Consider the following 19,211-nt stretch of genomic DNA (forward strand, 5'->3'; position numbering starts at 1 on the left):
GGGATTGGCCTCTCGCCGATCGCGACGACCAAGTACAGCTACACGGACGGGTACGCCGGCGATCTCACAGAGGTCACCGATCCGGCCGGACACGTCACCGACTACACCTACGACGGCCAGGGCGACCTCGCCACCGTCACAACCCATCCCACCAGCGGCCTCAACGACACCACGGCCTTCGTCTACGACCGGCTCGGCCGGAAGACTTGCGAGACCTCACCAGATGCCACCGCCGCCAGCGTCCAATGCCCCCTGCCCGGCGACCCACGGGTCGCTGACACGTCTACCTGGACGTACAACGCCGACGGCGACGTCACCTCTGTCACGGATCCGCGCGGGAAGGAGACCGACTACGGCTACGACGGCGACGGTAACCAGACACTTGTCACCGATCCGATCGGCAACGTCACCAAGACCAACTACGACGCCGACTCACGCAAATCAACGGTGATCGCCGGCTACGGCACCGCTTACGCAGCCACCACCTCCTATCACTACGACATCCAGCCAGGTACTGGCGCCTGCTCGAGCTCGGTCACGGGAGCCACCTACTGCACGACGAGCATCGACCCCGGCGGCCAGACGACCGTCGACTACTTCAACTCGCGCAACGAACAAATCCAGGAGAGCCAGCCCACCAGTGGCACGACGACTTCCACCTACGACCCGGCAGGCAACCTCAGCACCCTGACCACCAATGGCGGTAAAGCCACCTATGGATACGACGCGGCCAACGAGCTGACCGCGATCACCTACTCCAACCCCGCCACGGGCTATGCAGCAGCGTCAAACGTCAGCTACGCCTACGACGCCGACGGCATGCGCACCTCAATGAGCGACGGCAGCGGCACCACGAGCTACAGCTACGACTCGCTCGAGCGGCTCTCCTCAACGACAAACGGCGCTGGCGCCACCATCGGCTACGGCTACGACCTCGACAACGAGATCACCAGCATCACCTATCCCGGCAGAAGCCAGACGGTCAATCAGACCTGGGACGGAGCCGGACGCGAATCCATAGTGACCGACTGGCTCGGCCATAGCACCAACTTCAGCTACGACGCCGACGGCAACCTGACCGGCCAGAGCAACCCGAACTCGACCACGATCAGCTCGACCTACGACACCGCCGACAATCTCCTCACCACCCAAGACGCGCCGACAGCGAACCCTTCAAGCGCGCTGGCGAGCGCCACCTACACCTACAACCCCGATTCCCAGGTGCAAACCGAGACGGACACCGGTACTCCCGGACCGAGCTCGCAAAGCTACAACTACGACCCGCTTGACCGCCTTAGCACCTCCAGCACGGGCAGCTACGGCTACGACGCCTCCGGCGATCCCACACAGCTCGCCCAGGCAGCCCAGACCTTCAACGCCCAGCACCAGGTCACCAGCCAGGTCTCGACCATCAGCGGCGTCGGCACTACCTCGGCCGGCGACAACGGCACCGGCTCCACCCTGACGCTCACCCTCCCCTCCGGCGTCCAAGCAAACGACCAGATCCTGCTCGCCGTAACTCTGCCCGGCAACCAGACCATCAAGTCGACCCCCAGCGGCTACACCCAAGTCGGCTCCTACAGCTCAGGAGCAGGGGCATCGAACACCCAGCTCGTCCTCTACCGCCGCACCGCCCAGACAGGCGATACAGCCGCCACCGTCACCTTCTCCAAGACCTTCGCCAAGGCCGCAAACCTCATCGTCTACCGCGGCGTAAACCCGGTCACGCCGATCGATGCCAGCTCGAACGGGACCACCGCCTCCGGCACCTCGGTGGTCGCGCCATCGGTTACCGCTACCAAGGGGACAGACGAGTTGGTGGTCGCGCTGGCGGCCAACTCTTCCGCTGCCGGGACCTGGACCGCCCCATCGCAAATGACAACGCAACGAAGCCAGGCAGGCGGCCCCACGATCGCAAGCGCGGTCGCCGACCAGGCACTCACAAGCAGCGGCTCCACCGGCTCCCGCACCGCCACCTTCTCCACGACCGGCTCGCTCGTCGCCGCCATGGTCGCCCTCCAACCCGCCCAGACCAGCTACGGCTACGACAGCCTCGGAGACCGCACCTCCATCACCAGCCCAGGCGGCACAACCGCCCTCAGCTACGACCAGCTCGGCCGCGTCACCACATACGGGTCGACCAATTACGCCTACAACGGCGACGGAGTCCGCGTCTCCAAGGCGACAGGCCACACCACCGAAGCCTTGACCTGGAGCCCGTCAGGGCTCGGCGGAACGCCACAACTACTCGCCGACGGCAGCACCGACTACATCAACGGGCCAGACGGACACCCGCTCGAACAGATCAACGGCAGCACCGTCCTCTACTACCTCCACGATGAGCTCGGCTCAACCCGAGCGCTCACGAACGCATCCGGCACGCTCGCTGGCACCTACACCTACACCCCATACGGGACACTCAGCGCCTCGACCGGGACAGCCGCCAACCCACTCGGCTTCGCCGGCTCGTACACCGACACGGAATCGGGGCTGCTTTACCTGCAACACCGCTACTACGACCCCGCGACCGGGCAGTTCAGCAGTGTCGATCCTGCTGTTGACCAGACCCAGGCCGCGTATGCCTACGTTGACGGTGATCCGGTCGACTATGTCGATCCGTACGGTCTTGGGATTGGGATCGACATAGGCGTCGGCGCCGCGATCGGTGGTCTTGTCGGCGGGGTCGTGGGAGGCGGCACTTATCTCTACGGAGCAGCGACGGGACAGCACGCGTTCTCATGGTCGGGCCTCGGCGCAGCCACAGTGTCCGGGGCGGTCGGAGGACTGGTGACCGGAGCGTGCGTAGGGGCCACGTGGGTCGAATGGAGCGCATGTGGTGCCCTCGGCGGCGCCGCAGCAACCGCCGTCAGCAACCTAATCCACGGCACTCCAGTAACCTGCAACCTCGTTGCTGGGACGGTAGCTGGGGGCGTCGGCGGAGCACTTGGCGGTTATCTGTTCCCGCTTCGCGGGTTTAGGCCATACAAGTACGCCAACATCTATAAGCCCGGCCTGAATTCTCTTCGGCTCTACGGCCAGGCTTACACGAGTGCCGTCATCGGCTCTTCGGCTGGCGCATCCCCGTAGTGGCGGATACTGAAATGAACTCCGTCAGCACTGCGGAAGTCGTGGGCGTGGCTAGGCCGACGTTCCTCGGTCCGCTCGTACCGGCTAGCGTCGGCGTGATCATCTGGCTCGTGATCGTCGGTACTGAAGGATGGGTGACCGGGGTCAAGTACAGCTGGCTATTAGTTCTGGCTACCGGTCTTGCTCTCTGGACCGCTCTGCCGCGACTTCACTACTCGCCTACTCGTCTCGAGCTAACCATCGGGCCCTGGAGGCGAGCGGTCGATCTCATGGATCTCAAGAGCATCAAGTGGGTGCCGGTACGCGGTGCAGGGAACCAGGGGAAGATCCTGGTCAGCGACAAGCACGGGGATCTGGTCCCGCTCTATGTCGGTCGATTCAGCAAAACCGAGGAATGGGGGTCGCTGCTGCTCAGCGCTGCGGTGCATTGCAACGCCGACGTGGATAGGCGTGCACACTCGATCTTGGATCAGAGGTCACGCCAGAGATCGCAGTAGCGGCCTACTTCCGAAACGCTCGTTCGCTGCGATAGTCGAGTAGGTGACGACGGTCGCCTCTGGCAACCGGCACGCATGAACACGGTGGGAACCTTCCGCGGGTTCGATTCCCGCCGCCTCCACTTTCCCCGCAAATCGGCGCTTTTCGATCGGAACAGATCGGAAAGCGCGTCGATCGGAATAGTTGTCCGCAGTCAGGTGATAGGACGCTGGCCCAGCCGAGCGCGAATCGATTCGACGCCCTCCCTCGCGGATAGAAATGGCGCAAGCAGTCCAAGACTGGCCGCTCTGGCAGTCCGCGCAACGGGGCACCTTCCGTAGGTGGTCTGTCCGCGCTCAGTGGTCGAGCGGAGTGCTGGTGGTGCTGCTGAGGGTCGTGATGAGCGTGATCATTGCGTCGAGCGCGGCGGCGAGCGGTTCGGGGTCGCGCTGAACCTGAGCGAGCAGGAGGCCGCCCTCAAGCGCGGCAAGCGTGGCAAGGGCGAGCTGGCGCGGATCGGCCTCAGGTGCTAGTACCCCGAGCTCGTGCATCCGCAGAAGACCAGCCATGATGCTGGTCTCCCAGCGAGCGAAGGACGCCGCAACCAGTGCCCTGGCTTCGGGCTCTGTCTCGGCGAGCGCGGCACCCAACGAGCCAACTGGGCAACCTCCCCGGCCGCCGATGTCGCGGGCGTGATCAACGACAAAGTCACGCCACTCCCGTAAGCCATTGAGGCTGCTGAGGTCGAACTGCTCCTGTGTGCCTATTGCCCTTTCGGTCTGGCGCTCGATGACTGCGCGAACCAGCGCTGGCTTGTCCTCGAAGTAGTGGTAGAGCTGCGAGTTGCTCACGTGCGCACCGTCGCGCACTTCCTCGATCGTGGTGCGAGCAACACCCTGCTGAAAGATCAGCTCTGCCGCGGCGTCGACGATGCGTGCGCGTGTCGCTGCGCCCTTGGGCGTCAACCGTGAGGCACCAGATTTCCCCGAGGACATCGGCCAGAGTGTAGGAGAAATGGCATTGACATGCCAAAAACTGTTAGGCAGAGTGGACTGAACGTTCCATTCTTCCGAAACGGTTGAGCCGCGATCCCGTTAGGCGCGGCCTGGCTGGGCCTACAAGAGATGAGAGGGAATCCCTATGAGCACAGCGCTGGAAAAGACCGCACTGATCACGGGCGCCAACGCCGGGATCGGCAAGGAGGTAGCCCGGCAGCTGGCATTGCGCCCCGAGTTCGGCCGCGTCTACCTGGCGTGCCGGAACGCGGAGCGGGCTAGGACGGCGAAGGCCGAACTCGAAACTGAGACCGGCCGGAACATCTTCGACATCGTTCTCATGGACGTCGCCAATCTGGACTCGGTCCGCGCCAGCCTGGCCGACATCGACGGATCCGTCGACGCACTGGTCATGAACGCAGGCGTCATTGGCCCGCAGACGTTGGGCGTGACCACTGAGGGGGTCACCACCGTGTTCGCGACGAACGTCCTTGGCCACGTCGTCCTCCTCGAAGGGCTCCTGGCCGAGGGGCGGCTTGACGAGGTTGCGGTCTTCGCGGGAAGCGAAGCAGTCAGGGGTGTCCCGAAGTTGCGGATGAAGGGGCCATCGTTCGTCTCAACCTCAGCCGACGAACTCACCACCGTCATCGACGGCACCTACTGGGCCAGCCACAAACCCGACTTCAACCTGGCCTTCGGCCAGGCCAAGTACATCGGCGCCCTCTGGATGGCCTACCTGGCCCGCAAACATCCCGACCGCCGCTTCCTCACCGTGAGCCCCGGCAACACCACCGGCACCGGAGCAGCCAGCGACCTTCCCCTACCTATCCGGGTAGCCGCCAAGTACGTCATGCCCGCCCTCGGTCTCGCCCACAAACTCGACGTCGGGGCGAAGCGACTCGTCGATGGCGTCACCGACCCGACCCTCTCGAACGGGGCGTTCTACGCCAGCGAGGCCAACAAGCTGAATGGTCCGATGGTCAACCAAGCAGACCTCGTCCCCGGCCTGGTCAACCCGTCGTTTCAGGACAACGCCAACGAGGCCATCCACCGCTTCATCACCTCAGTGGCAGTCTCGTGACACCTCGCCGCCCCTGACGGAGGGCATCGAACCCGCCAGTCCCGTTCTCGCCCTCAGGGGTCATTCCGGAACGCTGGCCCAGGCCAGCGTCCTTGCGAGTTCGAGAAAGCGCTCGTTGCTGCTCATCGTCCCCACGCACGGGCGGCCTAGGTTCGTGTGTGGAGTAGTGTCGACGCACACGAGAAAGTGAGGACACGGTGAGGAGACGTCTCGTAACGTTTGGCATTGGGTGTGCGTTGGCGCTGGCGCTCGTGGCCGCTGCGGCCGGGGCCGGGGTGGTCGTGGCGTCTGGGCCGAGCCCGTTCAGTGGTTGCACGGCCGACAACGCGGGTGCGCAGCAGTCACTGTTGGGTAGCACGCTCTACATGAATGCGGAGCCGGAAATGCGTTCGACGATCAACCCGACCGACGCGAACAACATCGTCGGGGCGTACCAGCAGGACCGTTGGAATGATGGCGGCGCTCGCGGCCTCGTCGCCAGCTGGTCGAAAGATGGTGGGCAGACTTGGCATCCGGTCGCGCTCCCGGGGGACACCCTGTGCTCCGGCGGCACCTACGACAGGGCGTCAGATCCGTGGGTCTCCTTCGCTCCGAACGGAGACCTCTACTCGATTTCGTTGTCGTTCGACGTCTTCGACACGCATAACGCGGTCATCGTCAACAAGTCGACGAACGGTGGCGAGAGCTGGTCGCCGGCGACGGAGGTCACGGCCGACAACACGGCCGGCCTCGACAAGGAGTCGATCACGGCGGACCCATATGACTCGAACCGTGTCTATGCGGTCTGGGACCGCTTCCTGTCGCCGCCCGGCCGCAACGCGAGCGACCAGGGGAGATTTCATGCTGCGTCGTACGTCGAGCAGACGTGGTTCTCGCGCACGACGAACGGTGGTCAGAGTTGGGAGCCGGCCCGTGTCGCGTACGACCCCGGCACGCATGCCGGCACGATCGGAAACATCATCGTGGTCCTGCCGAACGCTACGCACGACCTGCTCGACGGGATGGTCCAGTTTGCCGACCATAAGGCGCCGCTGCGAGGCGCGCAGATCGCAGTTGTGCGGTCGTCCGATCACGGCGTGACGTGGTCGAAGAAGGCGACGGTCATCGCGCGGATCGACCCGAGCTTCTTTGGGCCAACCGATCCTGACAACGGCCATCAGATCCGCGGCGGCGACTTGCCGGACTTTGCTGTCGATCCGCACAACGGGAACGTCTACGCGGCTTGGGACGATGACAGCCTGAACGGGATCGACTCGATCTTCTTCTCGCAGTCGACGGATGGCGGAGCGACATGGTCTGCGCCGGTAAAGGTCAATCAGACTCCCACGAACATCCCGACTGGCGATCAACAAGCATTCACCGCCACGCTCGGCGTTGCCGCGAACGGCACAGTTGGAGTGACGTATTACGACCTCCGCGAGAATGACAATGCGCCCGGCCTGCCTACAAACGCGTGGCTCGTACGCTGCAGCGCCAACTGCGCGAACGCGGCTAGCTGGGGGAACGAAGCCCATGTCGGCGGCCCCTTCGACCTCGAGCAGGCAGCCGACGCCGGCGGCTACTTCGTTGGCGACTATGAAGGCATGACCACGAGCGGCAACGTCTTCCAGCCGTTCTTCGGTATGGCCGTCGACGGGGCCACAGACCCGAGCGACGCATTCTTCACCACGATCCCTTAAGAGTCGCTCCCTACCGTACAACGAGGCCCGCTCCGGCGGGCCTCGCTCTTTCCCCATTAGCACTGCCTCTGCCCAAAGAGGCGGCACCGTTTCGGCACCGGCCGCACGGTGCGCTGCGATCTCGGTTTGGCCGCGCTAGGAGTGCAAGCGCCCCTCGAGTTCGATTGAGTGGGGCGGACTAGGCCTCTACGTAGGTCGTGATGGGAGGGACGACCCCGTGCTCGTCCATCTGTGCCTGAACCTCGGCAGGCGGCGCCGCCAACATCGCTTGCAGTGCAGCGAAATCGTCGACGTCGGCAGTGATGGCGATGTTGTTGCTCCCGTCTTCGACCACATTGCTACCGAGGGCTGCGGCGCGATCAGCTTTGCCCTTCAACCAGCGATCTACGTCGACGACCGCGTGGGTGAACACGACCTTTGGCATGGGAGTTCCTTTCCACGTCTTGAGAGACCCCGTTCGGAGAACCTAACCTCAAAGCACCCTGGGCGCGCGACCGCCTCCACTTTTGCCCGCGATCGGTGCGGAAGCCCTCGAGGTGCTCCGCTTTGCACGCCGGCACTCATTGGAGGAGACTGAACGCCGTGCTGGCGTCCGGTGAGTCGCGATGGTGATGACCGCTGTCGAGCGGCGGCACGCCACGCTCGTCAGCGCCGATGCCACGGGTTACAGCAGGCTCATGGCTGCCGACGAGCTGGCCACGATCCAGGCGATCAAGGTCTTCCGCGAAGCGGCAGAGCAGATCGCGGTCGAGCACGGCGGACGGTTGGTCGACTCCCCCGGGGACAACTTCCTGTTCGAATACGGCAACGCGGGTTCCGCGCTCGACGCGTCGCTTCGGTTTCAGGAGTTCGTCCTGGACACGAACGAGCAATACGATCCCGCGGGCCGGATGCAGTTCCGCATGGGGGTGCACAGCGGCGAGGTCGTCGTCGACACGGATCGGATCTACGGCTCGGGGATCAACATCGCGGCTCGTCTCGAGCGGCTTGCACGTCCCGGCGGCATCTGTATCTCCGCGCTCGTTCGCGACGAGGCTGGAGACACCCCGTCGCTCGAGGACATCGGCTCGCAGTACGTCAAGAACATTCCGCATCCGATCCACGCCTTCTTCGTCGACGTCCCCGGTCAGACGGTGCCGGCTCGGCCGACGACCTCGTCCTGGCCCGCGATCGCGGTCATGCCGTTCGAGACGGCCGAGGGTGATGCCGACGCCGAGTACCTCGCCGACGGCCTGGTCGACGATCTCATCACGCACCTCGCCATGTGGCACCAGTTTCCGGTAATCGCGCGCAACTCGACGTTCACCTACAAAGGCCAGACCATCGATCCGGTCGTCGTCGGCAAGGAGCTCGGCGCCGAGTACCTGGTGGTCGGCAGCTTGCGACGGGTCGACCAGCGGGTACGGATCTCCGCCCAGCTGCTCGAGGCTGAGACTGGACAGCATGTCTGGGCGGACCGCTGGAACACGACGTTGGACGACGCGTTTGCGACCGGCGACGAGATCGCGCAGGCGATTTCGGTCGCACTGCGGCCGGAGCTCCTGCGGGCAATGTCGGAACGCGCCATGCGCCAGCCGCCTGCCGACCTGACCGCGTGGGACTACGCCCTCCGCGGCACTTGGCATCTTCGCCGCCCGACGCGGGCCGACAACGAGCAGGCGGTCGCGCTCTTGACCCGTGCCGTCCAGCTCGATCCAGCGTCGGCCTTCGGGCATGCGCACCTCGCGCACGGCCACTACCGGATGCTTCAGCACCACTGGACGGTCGATCGAGACGCCGACTTCGCCGGGCTGGTCGAACACGCGGAGTTGGCGGTCGCCTGTGATCCCATGGAGGCCAACGGCTACCTGTTCCACTCTCTTGCCTGCTCCGTCCAGGGCAGATATGACGACGTGGTCGCCGACCTCCGCCGTGCGGTGAAGCTGAACCCGAGCCTGCCGGTCGCGCGGTCACTCCTGGGGCAGTTCCTCGGCATCGCGGGCCGGACGGAGGAAGGACTCCGAGAGCTCGACACCGCGATTCGCCTGAGCCCCCGCGATCCGCAGTTGTGGACCTTTCATGCGGGCAAGCAGGTCGTCCTGTGGAACGCCGGCCGCTACGAGGAGGCCAGAGAGGCGAGCGAAAGAGCGCTCGAGGTCGATCCGGAGGCCGCGGCAGCGACCGCCTACTCGAATATCGCCGCCACGTCCGCGCTGCTGGGCGACCTGCCGCGCGCGCGTGCGGCTCTTGCGGAGACGCTGCGGGCCTGGCCGAACATGTCCATCACCACGCTGCGGACGCTCTTTGCGTCCATCCCCGAGGAGTCGGTGGAACGGTTCTTCGCTGCGCTACGCCTCGCGGGGTGGGAGGGTTACGAAGAAGACGCGGCGACGGATGCCGCCCCGACGAGCTGAAAGAGGTCACATGTCGACCCTGCCCACCGAACCCTCGACCACCTACACGCAGGTGCGCCCGCAGCTCGGTACGGGCGACCTCTTCTTCCTGCACGGAAGCTCTCAGGCCGGCGTGATGGTCGAGAACCTCGAGCTCGCGGAGGGCTGGCCCCCGTACTCCCACATCGGGATGGTCATAGCCGACGAGGACGACCTGTTCTTCTGGGACGCCCCGGGTGACGGGGGCCTCTGCTTCCCGGATCCGTACGCGACCGATCCGGACAACAGGATCTACGGGAAGTACGCGGATGGCACCCATCCTGGGTGCCGCGTCTCCGTGCTTGACGACGTCCTTGCCTACTACTCGACCAAGACCGACATGGGTGGCTTCTGGCTCCGCCAGCTCCAACCTGCTGTGACGTCGGATCGGTTCGGCGCGTTGCGCCGTTTCATCAACCGGATCGACGCCATGCCGTTCCCCACCGGGACGTCCCAGTTCGGTCAGGATCCTGAGGTCACGGGGCTGGGGGCGACGTTCCTGGCGGGACAGGACCGGGCGTCGTTCTTCTTCGGCACGTACTTCTGCGCGCAGTTGGTTGCCGACTCCTACATGCACATGGGATTGCTCGACATGGAGCTCTTCCCGCCTAACGGGTACAGCCCGGCCGCATTCACCATGGACGGCTCGACGCGGCTTCCCATGGTGTCACCCGCGGCGCTCGGGCCGGTCACCTTCGTCAAGTGGGACGGGAAGGCAGAGAACCCTCCCTGCGACTGCCCGCCGTACAACCCGCCGCCTCCCGCCAACTAGCCGCCGACCTCCTCGCAGGGCCGAGCGTTAGTCTCCACTCAGGGCCAGCAGAGGAGACAACCCAGAAGGGGGTAGCAGATGACTCGAGTGAGGTTTGCCTTGCTCGCAGCAGTCTCTACGGTCGTGCTCGGGTTGAGCGCGTCCGCCGGGGCCGCCCGCACGACGGCAGGCGCGGGAGCCGTCACTTCGGGAACCGCCGGCGCAGGCACGGCCGCCTGTCTCGCGCACGTAATCGGCGGTCTGAGCGCTGACGACAGCGACTGGTCGGAGTACTACACGGCAGGCTGCACCGGTCACGACGAGCCGGAGCTCGATCCCGTTTCGTCAGCGTCCGGCTCGGCGCAGAACATCACGTGGCGCGTCGCCCTGCCCGCTGACGGAACAGTCCCGGTGTCGAGCGTGGGGCCGACGTTCTGGTTCGGGGGCACGGTCAAGGACTCGAACCCGAAGAAGCTCGGCGGCGAGGGTTTCCTCGAGCTGCAGTTCTATCCCGACTCGTTCACAAAGCAGTGCACTGCCAACGGTGGCTTCAACGTCGCGCAGGAGCCGAACGTCTACACCGCGTGCTCGCCCGTCTGGACGCTCGAGCAGCAGGGGAAGCAGATCACCGAGCCCGCTGCGTTCAACGGCATGCTCACGGACGCCTCGGGCAAGAACCCGTTCGTGATGCACGCCCACGACGTCGTCGACGTTCACATCTGGGCTCCATCGCCCACGGCCGCTTACCAGGAGCAGGTCACTGACGAGACGAGCCACACGACGTCGAGCGTCCTCGTGCTAAACAGCCAGAAGGACGGGCCGCTGACCCCGGAGTTCTCGACGAACCAGATCGGCAACGCGCTCGACTGGGGCGGCGTCTGGGACACGCCGATGGCGTTCGTCTGGGAGATCGGCCACTCGGATCTCTACGGCGATCATCCCGGCCAGTTCTGCGTTCCGGGCCAGACGTTCTGTGGCTCGTTCAACTCCGACAACTGGGCCGGCTTCCAGCCGATCCGGATCTTCGACGCGACGTTCGGCAACGGCTCACACCCGCAGAACTGGGCGGTGGTCTCGGACACCGGCGGGAAAGCCGAGGTGCTCGGCAACTCATTCGTCGGGCCGACCGATTGCACGAAGTACGGCGGCCCGTACTGCATCTACCCCTGGTTCTCGTGGGACGGGGCGGCGTTCAACTACGGCGTCAATTACCCCGGCACCGTCGACAACTTCGGCAAGGCGAACCAGTTCGCGCAGACCCAGAAGTGTCCGGAGGATGGCGTCTTCCCCGGAGCGACCTACTGCGACCACATCGTCAAGTAGCGAACACGAGGGGTGGGCACCGCCCGGTGCCCACCCCCCGTCCTTCGGCGCAGACTCCGTGGCGGGCGGTCAGCCGACGAGGCGACCGCAGAGCTCACACATGACCGCGTACTTCTTCATGCCCGCCGGAGTCACGGCGATCTGACGGCGCACCGGTCGGTGACGGCACAGGTTCACCGGCGGCAGGAGGCTGCGCCGCAGCGGCGGCAGATCCGGGAGGTGGCGAACGGCGCCACCGAAGGCAGGACACCCCGCCTCGTGCTCACGCCAGACGTCGTTCACGGGCTGGCTCGTAATCGCGACCCAACCGCACGCTTCGCAGGAGACCCTGATCACCTATCCAGGGTACGCATGGACTCCGCTGGCCGGCCGGCTCGCCTTAACATCGGATGAAGTGCTTCCCAAAGGCTCTCGCCTGGATGACGAACAGCCGCCGATCTGCCCGACGTGCGGCGTGACCATGGTCCCGTCCGGCCTGAGCGCACGGGACGAACACGTGGGTGAATGGGTCTGCGTGGAGTGCGAAGAGTCGGGAGAGCTCGACTCCGGCTAGAGGGGCTCTGCGGCCGCCTTGGGCGTCGGCACCTTCGCCTCAGCCGCCTTCCGCTCGCTCTCCAGCTGCCGGAACTCCTCCCACACCGGCCCGAAGACGGCGCAGACCATCGAGATCGTGATTGCGATCAACATGAACGCGAGCACCGCGAGGACGACGCCGAAGGGGCCGAACGCCTTGGCGTTCTGGTTCAGAGTCGGCCCCATCCAGAGCGGCGCTGTTCCGATCGTCCCGCCGAGCACGAAGGCTCCGAGAACGGCTCCCGGGAGGAGCTTCCTCGCCGGCACGTTCTTGTGCAGCAGGAAGCGCGGCGTCCAGAGCCAGTAGACGATCGAGGCGCCGAGCCAGAGAGGGATGAAGAGCACGCGGTTGGAAGACGCCGTCTCCGTCGTCGCCAGGAACATGGCCCCGAGGAAGCCGCAGGTCACGAAGTACCAGATCGTGAACAGCACCTGGTCACTCGCCTGAGCGGTCTCCACCCGCCAAGATCGCGTGTAGACGTCGCGGTAGAGCTGACCGATCCCGATGCCCCAGAAGAGGAAGCTGATCACCACCGCAACGGTTGCCGCGAGCGTGTTGTCGGCGGCGGTGCCGAAGGTCTGACGCACGATCTCGGCAACGTCGCCGGTGAGATGCATGCGCGTGATGAGGCGCTCCGCGAGGGCATTCGTGTCGCCGCCCGCCTGGCCGAAGAGTGCGATCGCCACGAGCGCGGTCGGCACCACCGAGAGCATGAAATAGGCCGTCGTCGAGGCGCCGGAGTTCTTGCTCGCCTCCATGTAGCGCTTGAACCACAGGAAGGAGAGCCGGCCGATCCAGGAGTCGGTCTGCCTCCCGAGCCAGTCTCTGATCCTGCCGACCCGTGTGCCGATGCGCCCCGGTTCCCTGCTCATCCGCTCTCCCTCCGCTTGCGCTCCCACAGGGTTGCGTTGATCTCCGCACCTCCGATCACAAGGCGCCCCACCGCCCACAGGCTCAGGAGCACCGCCGCGGCGAGACCCAGTGCGCCGTAGGTTCCCTGCTTCTCCAGCGCGTAGGGCGCGAGGAGGTACGCGGCCAGTAGCTGCAGGATCCCGACGCCGATCCCGACGGCGAGCGCACCCGGCAGGAGATCCACCCAGACCGCGTCACGGTGCGGCAGTCGGGTCGAGGTCCAGAGCCAGAGCCCCGTGAACGCCACGATCAGGAGAATGGTGGCGACCAGTCCAGCTCCCGGCGACCGCGCACGCGCCCAGCCGGCAAAGCCCGCGAGCACGAAGTAGGCGGTCAGCACGGCGAGCAACTTCGCCGCATCGAGGTACGTCGGCTTGGGCCGCGCGTCCCGGACGTCTCCCCAGGCGAGACGGTGCGTCCCGATGAGGACACGGAGGACGCTCCGCGTCGCGTAGAGCAGGATCGGCACTCCCACGATGAGCGCGTACCAGGCGGAATGGGAGTTCGAGGCGCTGTGCAGCGAGCTCGAGATGATGCCGCCGATCCCGAGGTTGCCGGCGACCTGTTTGGGCGAGTCGGAGATGGCATCGGCAACGACCCCGAGGCCGCCGACGAACACCAGCCCGGCCGGCAGGAGCCAGAAGAAGAACCGGTAGGCGAGCGCGCCCGCGATGATGCCGCCGGCCACCTCGCCGTCGCGGTCGACCACATCGAAGGTCGCGTCGAGCCACCCCCGTCGGCCCCGCTCCTCCTGCGCCTGCTCCGAGAGACGATCCATCCGGGCCTGCAGCGCCTGCTGGCGCTGACGCATGCGCTCCCGCCTGCCCCGTTGGCGCGCATCCTCCACCGCATGAGCGTAGAAGTGCCGTGTCACACGACCATCATCTCGGCGGGATGATGCTCGCCCTAACTGTCGGGCCGATCTCGCGTCGGTAGGAGCACATGCGGATTCGTCTCCTGCTCCCGATGCTGGTCGTCGCCGCGGTCGTGGTTGCCGCGCCTGCGTCCGCTCGCAGCTCCCGGCTGCACGACTCCCACGCGTGTCCCGGCGCCACCGGGTACACGTGCGCGACCCTCGACGTTCTGCTCGACCGCGCGCATCCGGGGCGGGGGAAGCTACACCTGCAAGTGAGTATGGGCGACAACGTCCACGCGCCACGCGGGGTGCTCCTCGTGCTCTCGGGCGGGCCGGGACAGCCGGGGCTGCCGATCATCCACGGCTATGTCTCCAGGGCGCTCTCGGCCGAGCAGGATCAATACCGCATCGTCGTCTTCGACCAGCGCGGGACGGGCGCCGGCGCACTCGACTGCAGGTCGCTGCAACACCAGATGGGGAGCTCGGACCTCACGCCGCCGACTGCCTCGGCCGTTCGTTCCTGCGCCCGCAAGCTCGGATCGCGGCGTCAGTTCTTCGGCACCGACGACACCGTCGCCGACATGGAGGCTCTGCGCCGGGCGCTCGGCGTCGACAAGTGGTCGCTCGACGGGATCTCGTACGGCACGTACGTCGGCGAGCGCTACGGGCTGGCCCATCCGTCACACGTCTCGAAGCTCGTGCTCGACTCGGTCGTGCCACAGGTGGGGCAGACCGACCTCGGCGTCGCGGAGTTCGCGGCCGTGCGGCGGGTCCTCCATTCGGTCTGCGGCGCCGGCTGCGTCGCCGACCTCGCGACCGTCGTTCGCCGCGACCATCTCGGGCCGCGGCTGTTCGACGCGCTGACGTTCGACAGCATCGCCGACCCGACGTACCGCACGTACTGGAACGTGCCCGCTGCACTGCACGCGGCGAGCCATGGCAACCGGAAGCAGCTGAACGCCTTCCTCGCCGCCGCTGTGCGCTTCCAGCGGTACCCGGCCGACCTACTCGACCAGGGCCTGCATGCGAGCACGCTCTGCGCCGACTGGCGCTTCCCCTGGGGAACCTCGGCGGCACCGCTCGCGGGCCGCGCGGCGAAGCTCCGTGCCGCCGTCGCGCGGATCCCGGCCAGGAAGCTCTACCCGTTCGACCGGCAGACGGCCTCGGGCAACGGTTTCGTGCAGCAGTGCCTGCCGTGGGCGCCGACCGCGCCGACGCCTCTGCCGCGCGGCAAGCTGCGCGTACCGACGCTGCTCGTCGAAGGCAACCACGACCTGTCGACGCAGCTCACCTGGGCGCGGCAGCAGCTCGCCCTGACTCCGCACGGGAAGCTGGTCGTCGTCCCGGGGGCAGGCCACTCGGTGCAGTCGCGGGCAGTGAGCGAGGTCGGCCGGAAGGCCGTGGCGCACTTCCTCCTCGGCTCCTAGCCCGAACTTCCCTCATTCGGGTGAGAGGAAAGGCCGCGCGGGCGGTGGAAGTGTTCGCATGGCGGCTGCCCTGGTCCTTGTCGTGCTGACGGCTCTTGCCGAGCAGCTCGACGTCGTCGTCGGCCGCCGGACGCGTGTCTCGCTGGCCGGCCCGTTCCTTGTTGCCGCGGCACTCGTCGGCGGTCCGCTCGCCGGCGCGTGCGCCGGCGCGTCGACCGAGGCGTTCACGACCGGCGACCCCTGGCGAAAGCGTGCTCTGTGCGCGGTCGCCGGCGCGCTGCAGGGGCTCACGGTCGGGCTTGTCGGACAGCAGTTGTCGCACGACGGCGTCTCCGGCGCGGTGGTTGCGGCGGTCGTCGGCTTGACGATCGGCTTCGCCCTGAACGGGAGGGTGCTGCTCCGCGCACTCGGTTCCGGCCTCAAGCTGCGGCAGGAGCTACTTGCCGCCTGGCGCCCGCTCGGCGCCGTCTGGTTCCTGCCTGCCCCGCTGCTCGTCGTCTTCCTCTACGTCTTCGAGACCGCACCGGGCCTCGCTCTCGCCTTCGCCGCCGGACTGCTGCTCGTCGCCGCCTGGGCGAACCGGTTCCGCCGCCGCCTGGAGCTGACCCTCGCCGGGGAGCGCTCGCGCGCGCGCGTCGACGCGCTGACGAGCGCGCCGAACCGCTACGCGCTCACCGAGGCGCTGACCTCCGAGCAGGCACGGATCAGGCGCGGCGGACGAACGGCTGCGCTCTGCTTCCTCGACCTCGACCGCTTCAAGTCCGTCAACGACACGTACGGCTATGCGGCCGGCGACCGCCTGCTCGTCGACGTTCACAGCAGGCTGCGCGGCGCGCTGCGCGCGAGCGACCTCGTCTTTCGCTGGGGCGGCGAGGAGTTCGTCGTGCTCGCCCCGCAGGTCGAGCGCGCGGAGCTGGCCGACTTCGCCGAGCGTCTCCGCCTACTCCTCGCGACGCGGCCGTTCGCGGTCGACGGGCGGCCGCGGACGATCACGGGCTCGGTGGGAGCCGTGCTACTCGACGATGGCCGCCCCGGCCAGGACGCCCTCGAGGCTGCGAGCCGGCTCGTCAAGAAGGCCAAGCAGACGCGTAATGCTGCCGTGGTCGAGCGGGTTCGGGAAGGCGCTGGGAAGATCCAGCGCTCCCGGGCGGCAGGTGTGTAGAACCGCCCCCTGAGGAAGTTAGCCTTCCTGATTGCGATTGAAGCGAGGGAAGGGGAAAAGATGAGACGGATCGATGTTCCGCTGAGTCGGCTCGTCATGACAACGGTGGGTGCATTCGTCGTGGCGATGTTTCTGGTTGCCGCGGCCGTTGCGAAGCCGCCCGGACATCCCGGCAAGCACGTGAAGGTGGCGTGCAGCCAGGCCGCGCTGGTGGCGGCAATCGACGCTGCGAACTCGGCCGGGGGCGGCGTGCTCGACCTCGCGCACGGGTGCGACTATCAGCTGACGAGCAGCCCCGACAGCAGTGAGAACGGGCTGCCCGCGATCACCACGGCGATCAAGATCAAGGGCAATAAGGCCACGATCGACGGAACCGACTCGTTCCGAGACTTCGAGGTCGACGCTCCCGGGAGCTTGTCGGCGCACGACCTGACGATCACCGGCGGGTCGGCCGACCTCGGCGGAGGGATCGCGAACTTCGCCGGCACCGTGATGCTGGACCACAGCCGGGTGACCCACAACGCAGCGATCCTCGCGGGCGGCGGCATCGCCAGCGGCAGCATCACGAACCAACTCGAGCCGGCGAACAACGTGTCGTCGCTCACGCTGGGCCATTGCTCGGTGAACGGCAACCAACAGACCCTCGAGGCGAGTGAGGAGGGTGAAGGCGGACTGGGCGGCGGCGGCATCCTGAACCTCGACGGCACCGCGGCGATCGACCACACCGAGGTCAACGGCAACACCGCGCAGGGATTCGCAGGCGGAGGGATCGCCAGCGGCGATTACATCGGGCTCGGCGGGGAGACCGTGCTGACCGTCGACCACAGCAAGGTCAACGGCAACACGGCCCCGAAGGCCGGTGGCGGCGGGATCCAGAACCTCCTCGGTACCGCCACGGTGAAACACAGCCGGGTCGATGGCAACAGCGCCCTGAACGGAGGAGGCATCGCCAGCGGGAACCAGGGCGGTCCCGGGACGGCCCACCTGACGGTGAGCCACAGCGAGGTCAACCGCAACACGGCCACTGCAGGCCCTGGAGGAGAAGGGCCGCCCCTCGCGGCCGGAGGCATCGCGAACGGCAGCGAGGCCCTGATCGATCACAGCAAGGTGAACGGCAACATCACCCCGAACGGGATTGGCGCCGGGATCCTGAACCATGCAAACATGACCATCCGCCACTCCCAGGTGAACCACAACTCCGCGCTCGCGAGCGGCCCCGCCGGCTCCGGCGGCGGGATCTTCAACGTTCAGGGCCCGCCCGGCGCGGTTCCGGCCTCCGCCTTGAACATCGATCACAGCAAGGTGAACCACAACAGCGCCGGCGGGAACGGCGGCGGCATCGCCAACGGGTTGACCGTGGGCCAGATGTCCTTCCCGGGCGGAGACATCACGCTGACACACAGCGAGGTGCGCCACAACAGCGCCGCGCACGGCGGTGGCATCTTCAACACGAGCGGCACCGTGACGCTGTCGCAAACGAAGGTCGCCGACAACAACCCGGACAACTGCGAGCCGACGAACTCCATCGCCGGCTGTACGAGCTAGCCGGTCCGACAGGCAGCTCAGGACGAGGGACAGGCCCGGCGCGCGCTGGGCCTGTCTCGTTCTGCGCGCTGATTGAATCGTCAGTCAATTCCGAGGGCAATTATTGACTGAATAGTCAATCGGAAGTCTGTGGAAATTAGAGGTTTAGAAACCTCCAACTTGGTGGTAAAACCCTGCGCTGCATTTCCCAGCTCTGTCACCCCTCGGAGGAGGATCCAATGCAAGCAGGCCATCGAGGCCTACGCCCGCAGCGAGCGCTTCTGGGGCTCGTAGCGGTCGGCTGCGCAGTGCTCTTCGGCGCAGGAAGCCCCGCCCATGCCATCGGCGGCGCCACCACCACACTCTCGAACGACGTCGTCCACAACCTCGGCCTCGCGACCCTGACCGGGTCGGTTCCGGCGACGCAGACGGTGACGGTCGGCGTCTTCCTGTCGAACCCGAACCAGGCTGCGGAGGACGCGTACGCCAAGCAGCTGTACGACCCCTCCAGTCCGAACTACGGGAACTACCTCGATCCGGGCACGTTCAACTCGCAGTTCGGCGTCCCGGCCGCGAGCTTCCAGGCGGCCCAGTCGTGGCTGCAGGCCGGTGGCCTCACCGTGACGTCGGTCGAAGGCGCGACCAACTACCTGCTCGCCAGCGGGAGCGCCGCGCAGGTCGCGACGGTGTTCGGCACGCCGCTCAACAACTACACCGCCGCCGGCCGGAGCTTCTACGCCAACACGGTTGCGCCGACGGTGCCCGCCTCGCTCGGGATCTCCGACGTTCTGGGGCTGAACAACTTCAACCGGCTCCACATCCCGCGCGTGCAGGCGACCGGCGCGCCGACGACGTCGGCCGTCCCGACGAGCGGGAACGTCCCGAAGACGGGGCTCCTCAGCATCAGGGACCTCTGGTCGATCTACGACGCGCCCTCGACGAACCTGGGCAA

16 protein-coding genes are annotated in these 19,211 nt (G+C 66.6%); 11 read left to right on the forward strand and 5 right to left on the reverse strand.

What is annotated here, in order from left to right; genetic code table 11:
* Together VGH85_22180 and VGH85_22185 are read left to right on the forward strand one after the other, a co-directional pair.
* Positions 1-3,087: RHS repeat-associated core domain-containing protein (locus tag VGH85_22180; GenBank protein HEY2176527.1), on the forward strand; the 3,087-nt coding region annotated here is incomplete at its 5' end.
* 14 nt (positions 3,088-3,101) lie between these two features.
* Positions 3,102-3,584, forward strand: coding sequence for a hypothetical protein (locus VGH85_22185; GenBank protein ID HEY2176528.1), 483 nt, complete (start codon positions 3,102-3,104; stop codon positions 3,582-3,584).
* A 336-nt stretch (positions 3,585-3,920) separates the two neighbouring features.
* Here the strand turns inward: VGH85_22185 and VGH85_22190 are convergent, their stop codons facing one another.
* On the reverse strand, positions 3,921-4,559 hold the full coding sequence (locus VGH85_22190; GenBank protein ID HEY2176529.1) for a TetR/AcrR family transcriptional regulator: 639 nt from the start codon (positions 4,557-4,559) through the stop codon (positions 3,921-3,923).
* 145 nt (positions 4,560-4,704) lie between these two features.
* Between VGH85_22190 and VGH85_22195 the strand changes: the two genes are divergently transcribed.
* Together VGH85_22195 and VGH85_22200 are read left to right on the forward strand one after the other, a co-directional pair.
* On the forward strand, positions 4,705-5,640 hold the full coding sequence (locus VGH85_22195) for an SDR family NAD(P)-dependent oxidoreductase (GenBank protein ID HEY2176530.1): 936 nt from the start codon (positions 4,705-4,707) through the stop codon (positions 5,638-5,640).
* 236 nt (positions 5,641-5,876) lie between these two features.
* Positions 5,877-7,319, forward strand: coding sequence for a hypothetical protein (locus VGH85_22200; GenBank protein HEY2176531.1), 1,443 nt, complete (start codon positions 5,877-5,879; stop codon positions 7,317-7,319).
* A 178-nt stretch (positions 7,320-7,497) separates the two neighbouring features.
* Here VGH85_22200 and VGH85_22205 read toward each other — a convergent pair whose 3' ends face one another.
* Complete coding sequence (locus tag VGH85_22205; protein ID HEY2176532.1) at positions 7,498-7,743, reverse strand: hypothetical protein; 246 nt, start codon at positions 7,741-7,743, stop codon at positions 7,498-7,500.
* 181 nt (positions 7,744-7,924) lie between these two features.
* On the opposite strand from VGH85_22205, the gene VGH85_22210 reads away from it, so the two are divergent.
* From VGH85_22210 to VGH85_22220, 3 genes are all read left to right on the forward strand, one after another.
* Positions 7,925-9,712 carry a tetratricopeptide repeat protein gene (locus VGH85_22210; GenBank protein ID HEY2176533.1) on the forward strand — a complete coding sequence of 596 codons (1,788 nt, stop codon included), beginning with the start codon at positions 7,925-7,927 and terminating at the stop codon, positions 9,710-9,712.
* A gap of 10 nt (positions 9,713-9,722) precedes the next feature.
* Complete coding sequence (locus VGH85_22215; protein HEY2176534.1) at positions 9,723-10,502, forward strand: hypothetical protein; 780 nt, start codon at positions 9,723-9,725, stop codon at positions 10,500-10,502.
* 390 nt (positions 10,503-10,892) lie between these two features.
* Positions 10,893-11,804, forward strand: coding sequence for a hypothetical protein (locus VGH85_22220; GenBank protein ID HEY2176535.1), 912 nt, complete (start codon positions 10,893-10,895; stop codon positions 11,802-11,804).
* A gap of 69 nt (positions 11,805-11,873) precedes the next feature.
* On the opposite strand, the gene VGH85_22225 is transcribed toward VGH85_22220, so the two are convergent.
* The 3 genes from VGH85_22225 to VGH85_22235 all read right to left on the reverse strand — a co-directional run bounded on the left by VGH85_22225 (position 11,874) and on the right by VGH85_22235 (position 14,137).
* Entirely contained in the window at positions 11,874-12,086 is a 213-nt protein-coding gene (locus tag VGH85_22225) for a hypothetical protein (GenBank protein ID HEY2176536.1), read from the reverse strand.
* A 267-nt stretch (positions 12,087-12,353) separates the two neighbouring features.
* The gene (locus VGH85_22230; GenBank protein ID HEY2176537.1) at positions 12,354-13,250 is read right to left on the reverse strand and encodes a YhjD/YihY/BrkB family envelope integrity protein; all 897 of its coding nucleotides are present in this window, start codon (positions 13,248-13,250) and stop codon (positions 12,354-12,356) included.
* Positions 13,247-14,137: a YhjD/YihY/BrkB family envelope integrity protein gene (locus tag VGH85_22235; protein ID HEY2176538.1), complete on the reverse strand. Its 891-nt coding sequence runs from the start codon at positions 14,135-14,137 to the stop codon at positions 13,247-13,249. Before VGH85_22235 ends, VGH85_22230 begins: the two co-directional genes overlap by 4 nt.
* A 95-nt stretch (positions 14,138-14,232) precedes the next feature.
* On the opposite strand from VGH85_22235, the gene VGH85_22240 reads away from it, so the two are divergent.
* The 4 genes from VGH85_22240 to VGH85_22255 all read left to right on the forward strand — a co-directional run.
* The gene (locus VGH85_22240; protein HEY2176539.1) at positions 14,233-15,573 is read left to right on the forward strand and encodes an alpha/beta fold hydrolase; all 1,341 of its coding nucleotides are present in this window, start codon (positions 14,233-14,235) and stop codon (positions 15,571-15,573) included.
* A gap of 58 nt (positions 15,574-15,631) precedes the next feature.
* The gene (locus VGH85_22245) at positions 15,632-16,735 is read left to right on the forward strand and encodes a GGDEF domain-containing protein (GenBank protein ID HEY2176540.1); all 1,104 of its coding nucleotides are present in this window, start codon (positions 15,632-15,634) and stop codon (positions 16,733-16,735) included.
* A 60-nt stretch (positions 16,736-16,795) separates the two neighbouring features.
* Positions 16,796-18,280, forward strand: coding sequence for a hypothetical protein (locus tag VGH85_22250; GenBank protein HEY2176541.1), 1,485 nt, complete (start codon positions 16,796-16,798; stop codon positions 18,278-18,280).
* A gap of 218 nt (positions 18,281-18,498) precedes the next feature.
* A partial coding sequence (locus VGH85_22255; protein ID HEY2176542.1) for a protease pro-enzyme activation domain-containing protein occupies positions 18,499-19,211 on the forward strand: 713 nt, incomplete at its 3' end.

This window comes from Mycobacteriales bacterium (assembly GCA_036497565.1).
Lineage (GTDB): Bacteria > Actinomycetota > Actinomycetes > Mycobacteriales > QHCD01 > DASXJE01.

Excerpts from the sequence above, each read along its gene's own strand:
- VGH85_22185 (HEY2176528.1), top strand. The coding sequence starts at position 3,102 with ATGAACTCCGTCAGCACTGCGGAAGTCGTGGGCGTGGCTAGGCCGACG.
- VGH85_22190 (HEY2176529.1), bottom strand. The coding sequence starts at position 4,559 with ATGTCCTCGGGGAAATCTGGTGCCTCACGGTTGACGCCCAAGGGCGCA.
- VGH85_22195 (HEY2176530.1), top strand. The coding sequence starts at position 4,705 with ATGAGCACAGCGCTGGAAAAGACCGCACTGATCACGGGCGCCAACGCC.
- VGH85_22205 (HEY2176532.1), bottom strand. The coding sequence starts at position 7,743 with ATGCCAAAGGTCGTGTTCACCCACGCGGTCGTCGACGTAGATCGCTGG.
- VGH85_22210 (HEY2176533.1), top strand. The coding sequence starts at position 7,925 with ATGGTGATGACCGCTGTCGAGCGGCGGCACGCCACGCTCGTCAGCGCC.
- VGH85_22215 (HEY2176534.1), top strand. The coding sequence starts at position 9,723 with ATGTCGACCCTGCCCACCGAACCCTCGACCACCTACACGCAGGTGCGC.
- VGH85_22230 (HEY2176537.1), bottom strand. The coding sequence starts at position 13,250 with ATGAGCAGGGAACCGGGGCGCATCGGCACACGGGTCGGCAGGATCAGA.
- VGH85_22240 (HEY2176539.1), top strand. The coding sequence starts at position 14,233 with ATGCGGATTCGTCTCCTGCTCCCGATGCTGGTCGTCGCCGCGGTCGTG.
- VGH85_22245 (HEY2176540.1), top strand. The coding sequence starts at position 15,632 with ATGGCGGCTGCCCTGGTCCTTGTCGTGCTGACGGCTCTTGCCGAGCAG.
- VGH85_22250 (HEY2176541.1), top strand. The coding sequence starts at position 16,796 with ATGAGACGGATCGATGTTCCGCTGAGTCGGCTCGTCATGACAACGGTG.